The 6,638-nt window shown below is 70.2% G+C and carries 6 protein-coding genes; 4 read left to right on the top strand and 2 right to left on the bottom strand.

Annotation, left to right across the window (positions count from 1 at the left end):
- Window positions 1-21 precede the first annotated feature (21 nt).
- The gene (locus EBH09_RS14920; RefSeq protein ID WP_121747498.1) at window positions 22-696 is read left to right on the top strand and encodes a response regulator transcription factor; all 675 of its coding nucleotides are present in this window, start codon (window positions 22-24) and stop codon (window positions 694-696) included.
- Between the two features lie 188 nt (window positions 697-884).
- Here the strand turns inward: EBH09_RS14920 and EBH09_RS14915 are convergent, their stop codons facing one another.
- Entirely contained in the window at window positions 885-1,205 is a 321-nt protein-coding gene (locus EBH09_RS14915; protein WP_121747497.1) for a hypothetical protein, read from the bottom strand.
- A gap of 21 nt (window positions 1,206-1,226) precedes the next feature.
- Entirely contained in the window at window positions 1,227-2,906 is a 1,680-nt protein-coding gene (locus EBH09_RS14910; protein ID WP_121747496.1) for a sodium:solute symporter family protein, read from the bottom strand.
- Window positions 2,907-3,111: 205 nt separating this feature from the next.
- Between EBH09_RS14910 and galT the strand changes: the two genes are divergently transcribed.
- The 3 genes from galT (at window position 3,112) to galK (ending at window position 6,423) form a co-directional block, all read left to right on the top strand.
- A complete protein-coding gene (gene galT / locus EBH09_RS14905; protein WP_121747495.1) occupies window positions 3,112-4,170 on the top strand; it encodes a galactose-1-phosphate uridylyltransferase in 1,059 nt (352 codons plus the stop codon).
- On the top strand, window positions 4,170-5,132 hold the full coding sequence (gene galE, locus EBH09_RS14900) for a UDP-glucose 4-epimerase GalE (RefSeq protein WP_121747494.1): 963 nt from the start codon (window positions 4,170-4,172) through the stop codon (window positions 5,130-5,132). The genes galT and galE overlap by 1 nt, the downstream gene beginning before the upstream one ends.
- Window positions 5,133-5,259: 127 nt before the next feature.
- Window positions 5,260-6,423, top strand: coding sequence for a galactokinase (gene galK, locus EBH09_RS14895; protein WP_121747493.1), 1,164 nt, complete (start codon window positions 5,260-5,262; stop codon window positions 6,421-6,423).
- The last annotated feature ends 215 nt before the right edge of the window (window positions 6,424-6,638 follow it).

Raw genomic sequence — 6,638 nt, 5'->3', positions numbered from 1 at the left:
GGGTGACTGGGGGGTTGCTCCATGGGAGTACGGCTCATGGTGGTCGACGACCACCGATTGCTCGCCGAGGCGCTGGCTTCGGCGCTGAAGCTGCGCGGGCACCGGGTGCTCGCCGCGGCGGCGCCGGCCGCGGGTGCGGCGGAGCTGGTGATCAGCCGGGCGCCGGAGGTGTGCCTGCTGGGGACGGCGACACCGGCCGAGCCGGGCATCTTCGATCCGGTGCTGCGGATCAAGCGGGAGCGTCCGCAGGTGGCGGTGCTGGTGCTGGGGCCGGTGCCGAGCCCTCGCGGGATCGCGGCGGCGTTCGCGGCCGGGGCGTCGGGGTACGTCCGGCACGACGAGCGGATAGAGGGCGTCGAGCGGGCGATCATGAAGGCGCGGGCCGGGGAGGCGGCGGTGGCGCCGTCGCTGTTGCAGGGGGCGTTCGGTGAGCTGCTGAATCCGGCGGCCCAGCCCGACGACGAGGGGCAGCGGCTGTTGCGGATGCTCACGCCGAGGGAGGTGGAGGTCCTGGTCCGGGTCGCCGACGGCGAGGACACCAGGCTGATCGCGGCGGGCATGGGCATCGCCCCGTCCACGGCGCGTACGCACGTCCAACGGGTCCTGATGAAGCTGGGTGTGGGATCGAGACTGGAGGCAGCGGCACTGGCCGCCCGCACGGGCCTACTGGACAGAGCGGGTTCCGCGCAGCCGTAGCCGCGGGCAGTCGTGCCTCCCCCAGTGCCTGAACGGCCTGGGAGGTGCCCCCAGGGGCGGCACGGGCGGACGCGGCGGCACCCGGCCGGCGCCGGCCCGCGACACCCGCCCGGCGCCGGCCCGCGACACCCGCCCCGCGCCCGCACCGACGCCGGCGCCCCGCAAACGCGGGGCACCCGGCACCGGCGTCACTCCCGCGGGGCCCCCTCGGCGGAGATCGGCGGCGTAGGCGGCGCCGTGGGCCTCACCTTCAGCCACGCCAGGAAGAACAACCCCAGCACCAGCATCCCCAGCCCGGTCCACAGGTTGATGTTCACCCCCTGCGCCTTGTCGATCTCGTCGTCGGACGCCACGAGGCCCGCGATCGTCACGATGACGCCGTAGACCACGAACAGTCCGCCGATGATCCGCCGGATGTCGAACAGCCGCGCGGCCGTGACGGACTTGGTCTCCAGCTCGGAGACCTCGTCCTGGACGTTCTTGTCGGAGTAGGAGTTGGAATCAGACATGCTCTCTCTATCCTCCCGCGATCAGAACGAGAACGGGATGTAGCAGGCGGCGGCCAGTACGACCGCGCCCCAGCCCAGGAGAGCCGGCTTGCGGTACCACGCGTCGTCGCCCTTGGCGGGTGCCTCGGACATGCCGGGGGAGGTCGTGCCGTAGACCAGGCCCTGGAGCTCGGCGGCGGGCTTCGGCGCGGTGAACAGGGACACGGCGACCATGACGACCGCACCGGCCACGAAGCCCGCGATCGCGGAGACGAAGTTGGCGCCCTGGTCGGAGGGGATGTCGATGACGCCCTGCTTGTAGATGACGAAGTAGTTCACCATCGCCGCGGTGGTGCCCGCGATCAGACCCCAGAAGCCGGACTTCATGGACGCGCGCTTCCAGAACATGCCGATGATGAAGACCACGAACATCGGCACGTTGAAGAAGGAGAAGAGCGTCTGGAGGTAGCTCATGATGTTCGAGAACGACGACGCCAGGAAGGCCGTGCCGATCGAGGCGAGGACGCCGATCACGGTGATCAGGCGGCCGAACCGCACGTAGTAGCCGTCCTCGCGGCCCTTCACGACGTACCTCGCCCAGACGTCGTTGGTGAAGACCGTGTTGAAGGACGAGATGTTCGCCGCCATGCCCGCCATGAAGGCGGCCAGCAGGCCGGTGACCGCGATGCCGAGGACTCCGTTGGGCAGCAACTGCTGCATCAGGTACGGGATCGCGTCGTTGTACTGGAGGTCCGAGCCGGGCGTGCCGATCTTCGGGACGAGGACGGCGGCGACCAGGCCCGGGATCATGACCACGAAGACGATGAAGATCTTCGGGAACGCGGCGATCAGCGGTGTGCGCTGGGCCGCCGAGAGGTTCTTCGCGGACAGGGCGCGCTGCACCTCGGCGAAGTTCGTCGTCCAGTAGCCGAAGGAGAGCACGAAGCCGAGGCCGAGGACGATGGTCAGCCAGTTGGCGCCGAGGGGGTTGTCGCTGCCGATGCCCGTGCCGCCCCACGCGGTCATGAAGTCGCCGCCGCGGGACTGGGTGAGGGAGTCGGACAGGCCGCCCCAGCCGCCGACCTTCTTCAGGCCCAGGACGGTGATCGGGATGAGACCGGCCAGGATCACGAAGAACTGGAGGACCTCGTTGTAGATGGCCGAGGACAGACCGCCGAGCGTGATGTAGGCCAGGACGAAGAAGCCGGCGACCACGATGGCCACCCACTGCGGCCAGCCCAGCAGTGCCTCGACGACGATCGCGAGGGCGTAGAGGTTCACACCGGCGATCAGGATGGCGGCGACGGCGAACAGGATCGAGCTCAGCAGGTGCGCGGCCTTGTCGAAACGCAGGAGCAGGAACTCCGGTACCGAGCGGACCTTGGAGCCGTAGTAGAACGGCATCATCACCAGGCCGAGGAAGACCATCGCCGGGATGGCGCCGATCCAGTACCAGTGGGTCGTGTAGACGCCGTACTGGGCGCTGTTGGCGGCCATGCCGAGGATCTCGGTGGCGCCCAGGTTGGCCGCGACGAAGGCGAGACCGGTCACCCAGGCGGGCAGTGAGCGGCCGGACAGGAAGAAGTCCAGGCTGGTCTTGACCGAACGGCGGGCGGCGAAGCCGATGCCGAGCACGACGACGAAGTAGATCCCGAGGATCGAGTAGTCGAGCCAGTTGGTGGGGAGTCGAAGCTCCGCGGCTAGATGTGTGGGGGTATGCATACGAACTCGCTTCGTTGCGCGAACTGATCCGAGCGGAACTTACGCCTCCGCGTTCAGTTATTGAACACTTCTGGTGGCGTTCTTTGTTTGATTGTGATGATCGGCGGGCTGGCGGATCGCCGGTTGGTTGCTGGTTGGTTGTGGCGTGTTATGTTTGTTTATGTTGAATGATTGGGTGCGGATGCAGGTGTAGAGGAGTCCGGCAGTGAAGAAGACCTCGACCCGGCTGGCCGACGGTCGCGAGCTCGTCTACTACGACCTGCGCGACGACACCGTGCGGGACGCCGTCGACCGCCGTCCGCTGGAGCGGACCGTCACCACCTCCGAGGTCCGCCGCGACCCGCTGCTCGGCGACTCGGTCGCCGTCGCCTCGCACCGCCAGGGCCGGACCTACCACCCGCCGGCCGACGAGTGCCCCCTTTGCCCGTCCGCGGGTGAGCGCCTGAGCGAGATCCCGGACTCGTCGTACGACGTGGTGGTCTTCGAGAACCGCTTCCCCTCGCTGGCCGGCGACTCCGGCCGCTGCGAGGTCGTCTGCTTCACCTCCGACCACAACGCCTCCTTCGCCGACCTGAGCGAGGTGCAGGCCGGGCTCGTGCTCGACGCCTGGACCGACCGCACCTCGGAGCTGTCCCATCTGCCCTCCGTCGAACAGGTCTTCTGCTTCGAGAACCGGGGCGCCGAGATCGGAGTGACGCTGGGTCACCCGCACGGGCAGATCTACGCCTACCCCTTCACCACGCCCCGCACCGCCCTGATGCTGCGCCAGGTGGCCGCGCACAAGGAGGCGACGGGCGGGGAGAACCTGTTCGACGCCGTCCTGGAGGAGGAACTGGCCGGTGAGCGGGTCGTCCTGGAGGGTGAACACTGGGCGGCCTTCGTGCCGTACGCCGCGCACTGGCCGTACGAGGTGCACCTCTACCCCAAGCGGCGGGTGCCCGACCTGCTCGGACTCGACGAGGCGGCGCGCACAGAATTCCCCCAGGTGTATCTGGAACTCTTGAGGCGCTTCGACCGGATCTTCGGGATCGGTGAGTCTCCGACGCCGTACATCGCGGCCTGGCACCAGGCCCCGTTCGGGCAGCTGGAGGACTTCGAGGGCGTGGTGCGGGACGACTTCGCGCTGCACCTCGAGCTTTTCACCATCCGCCGGACGTCCGGCAAGCTGAAGTTCCTCGCGGGCTCCGAGTCCGGCATGAACGTGTTCATCAACGACGTGCCCCCGGAGCGCGCGGCCCGGCGACTGCGAGAGGTAGCGAGTTGATGAGTGGGAAGTACCTGGTGACGGGCGGGGCGGGCTACGTCGGCAGCGTGGTCGCCCAGCACCTGCTGGAGGCCGGCCACGAGGTCGTCGTCCTCGACAACCTCTCGACGGGCTTCCGGGAGGGCGTGCCCGCGGGCGCCTCGTTCATTGAGGGGGACATCCACGACGCCGCCAAGTGGCTGGACGCGTCGTTCGACGGTGTACTCCACTTCGCGGCCTTCTCCCAGGTCGGCGAGTCGGTCGTGCAGCCCGAGAAGTACTGGGCCAACAACGTCGGCGGCACCATGGCCCTGCTGGAGGCGATGCGCACGGCGGGCGTCCGCCGCCTCGTCTTCTCCTCGACGGCGGCGACGTACGGCGAGCCGGACCAGGTCCCGATCGTGGAGACCGCGCCGACGAAGCCCACGAACCCCTACGGCGCCTCGAAGCTGGCCGTGGACCACATGATCACCGGCGAGGCGGCGGCCCACGGCCTGGGCGCGGTCTCGCTGCGCTACTTCAACGTCGCGGGCGCGTACGGGGAGTACGGCGAGCGCCACGACCCCGAGTCCCACCTGATCCCCCTGGTCCTCCAGGTGGCGCAGGGCAGGCGCGATGCGATCTCCGTCTTCGGCGACGACTACCCGACGCCGGACGGCACCTGCGTGCGCGACTACATCCACGTCGCCGACCTGGCCGAGGCCCACCTGCTGGCCCTGGACGCGGCCGCCCCAGGCGAGCACCTCATCTGCAACCTGGGCAACGGCAACGGCTTCTCCGTGCGCGAGGTCGTCGAGACCGTCCGCCGGGTGACGGGCCACCCGGTCCCCGAGGTCCTGGCCCCCCGGCGCGGCGGCGACCCGGCGGTCCTGGTGGCGTCGGCCGGCGCGGCCCGCGAGAAACTGGGCTGGAACCCGTCGCGCGCGGACCTCGCGGGGATCGTGGCGGACGCGTGGGAGTTCGCGCAGCGGCGCGCGGGCTAGGACTTACGGGCCAGGACTTACGGGCCAGGGACCTACGGGCCAGGTGCCCAGGGGCCTACGGGCCAGGTGCACACGGGCCAAGGGTTCGCGGGCCAGGACATACGGCGGAAGGGCGAGGGGTCAGGGCATGAGCGAGGCTGTCGCAGGGGCTGTCGGCGAGCGGTTCCGGGAGCTGTACGGGGCGGACCCCGAGGGGGTGTGGGCGGCACCGGGCCGGGTGAACCTCATCGGCGAGCACACCGACTACAACGACGGCTTCGTCATGCCGTTCGCCCTTCCGCACACCGCGGTCGCGGCGGTCTCCCGGCGCGACGACGGCATCCTGCGCCTGCACTCGGCGGACATCGCGGCCGACCCGGTCGAGCTGCGCGTCGCGGACCTCACCCCCGAGTCGGACAAGTCCTGGACCGCGTACCCCTCGGGCGTCGTCTGGGCGCTGCGCGAGGCCGGCCACGAGCTGACCGGCGCCGACATCCACCTGGCCTCGACGGTCCCGTCGGGCGCGGGCCTCTCCTCCTCGGCGGCCCTTGAGGTGGTGGTCGCCCTCGCCCTGAACGACCTCTACTCCCTCGGCCTGCGCGGCTGGCAACTGGCCCGCCTGTGCCAGCGCGCGGAGAACGTCTACGTCGGTGCCCCGGTCGGCATCATGGACCAGACCGCGTCGGCCTGCTGCGAAGCGGGCCACGCGCTCTTCCTCGACACCCGCGACCTCTCCCAGCGCCAGATCCCCTTCGACCTCGCGGCCGAGGGCATGCGCCTGCTCGTCGTCGACACGCAGGTCAAGCACTCCCACAGCGAGGGCGAGTACGGCAAGCGCCGCGCGGGCTGCGAGAAGGGCGCCGCACTGCTGGGCGTGGACGCGCTGCGGGACGTGCCGTACGCGGAGCTCGACTCGGCCCTGGAGCGCCTGGCCGACGACGAGGAGGTGCTCCGCCTGGTCCGGCACGTCGTCACGGAGGACGAGCGCGTCGAACGCGTCGTGTCCCTCCTGGAATCCGGCGACACCCGCGCCATCGGCCCCGTCCTGGTCGAGGGCCACGCCTCCCTGCGCGACGACTTCCGCATCTCCTGCCCGGAACTCGACCTGGTCGTCGACACGGCCCTCGCCTCCGGCGCCCTCGGCGCCCGCATGACCGGCGGCGGCTTCGGCGGCTCGGCGATCGTCCTGGCGGAGGAGTCCGACGTCGACGCCATCACCAAGGCGGTGGAGGAGGCCTTCGCGGCGTCGGGCTTCACGGCCCCACGCGTGTTCGAGGCGGTGCCTGCGGCGGGGGCCCGGCGGGTGGGGTGAGGCCGGGGGCCACATGGTCGGTTTCCACCCTCCGCGGGGCCTGGAATTCGGGCGTCTTCCCGGAGCCGTCGAGGCACCCGGAAGGCGCGGGCACTCACGCTGTTCGCAGCTTGCGTTACGGAACGGCGCGTCCGAGGCCCTGCCGTCACGGCGGCTTCTGCCAGGACTTAGCTGCTCAGACAGCCGGGGTTGACGTAAAGGCGGCTGTTGTCACG

This window comes from Streptomyces sp. E2N166, from assembly GCF_003671715.1.
Lineage (GTDB): Bacteria > Actinomycetota > Actinomycetes > Streptomycetales > Streptomycetaceae > Streptomyces > Streptomyces thinghirensis.
This window is presented reverse-complemented; position numbering and strand designations above follow the sequence as displayed.

What these genes read in the sequence shown, in the direction of transcription:
- galE (WP_121747494.1), top strand. Translation starts at nt 4,170, where the DNA reads ATGAGTGGGAAGTACCTGGTGACGGGCGGGGCGGGCTACGTCGGCAGC.
- EBH09_RS14920 (WP_121747498.1), top strand. Translation starts at nt 22, where the DNA reads ATGGGAGTACGGCTCATGGTGGTCGACGACCACCGATTGCTCGCCGAG.
- galK (WP_121747493.1), top strand. Translation starts at nt 5,260, where the DNA reads ATGAGCGAGGCTGTCGCAGGGGCTGTCGGCGAGCGGTTCCGGGAGCTG.
- EBH09_RS14915 (WP_121747497.1), bottom strand. Translation starts at nt 1,205, where the DNA reads ATGTCTGATTCCAACTCCTACTCCGACAAGAACGTCCAGGACGAGGTC.
- EBH09_RS14910 (WP_121747496.1), bottom strand. Translation starts at nt 2,906, where the DNA reads ATGCATACCCCCACACATCTAGCCGCGGAGCTTCGACTCCCCACCAAC.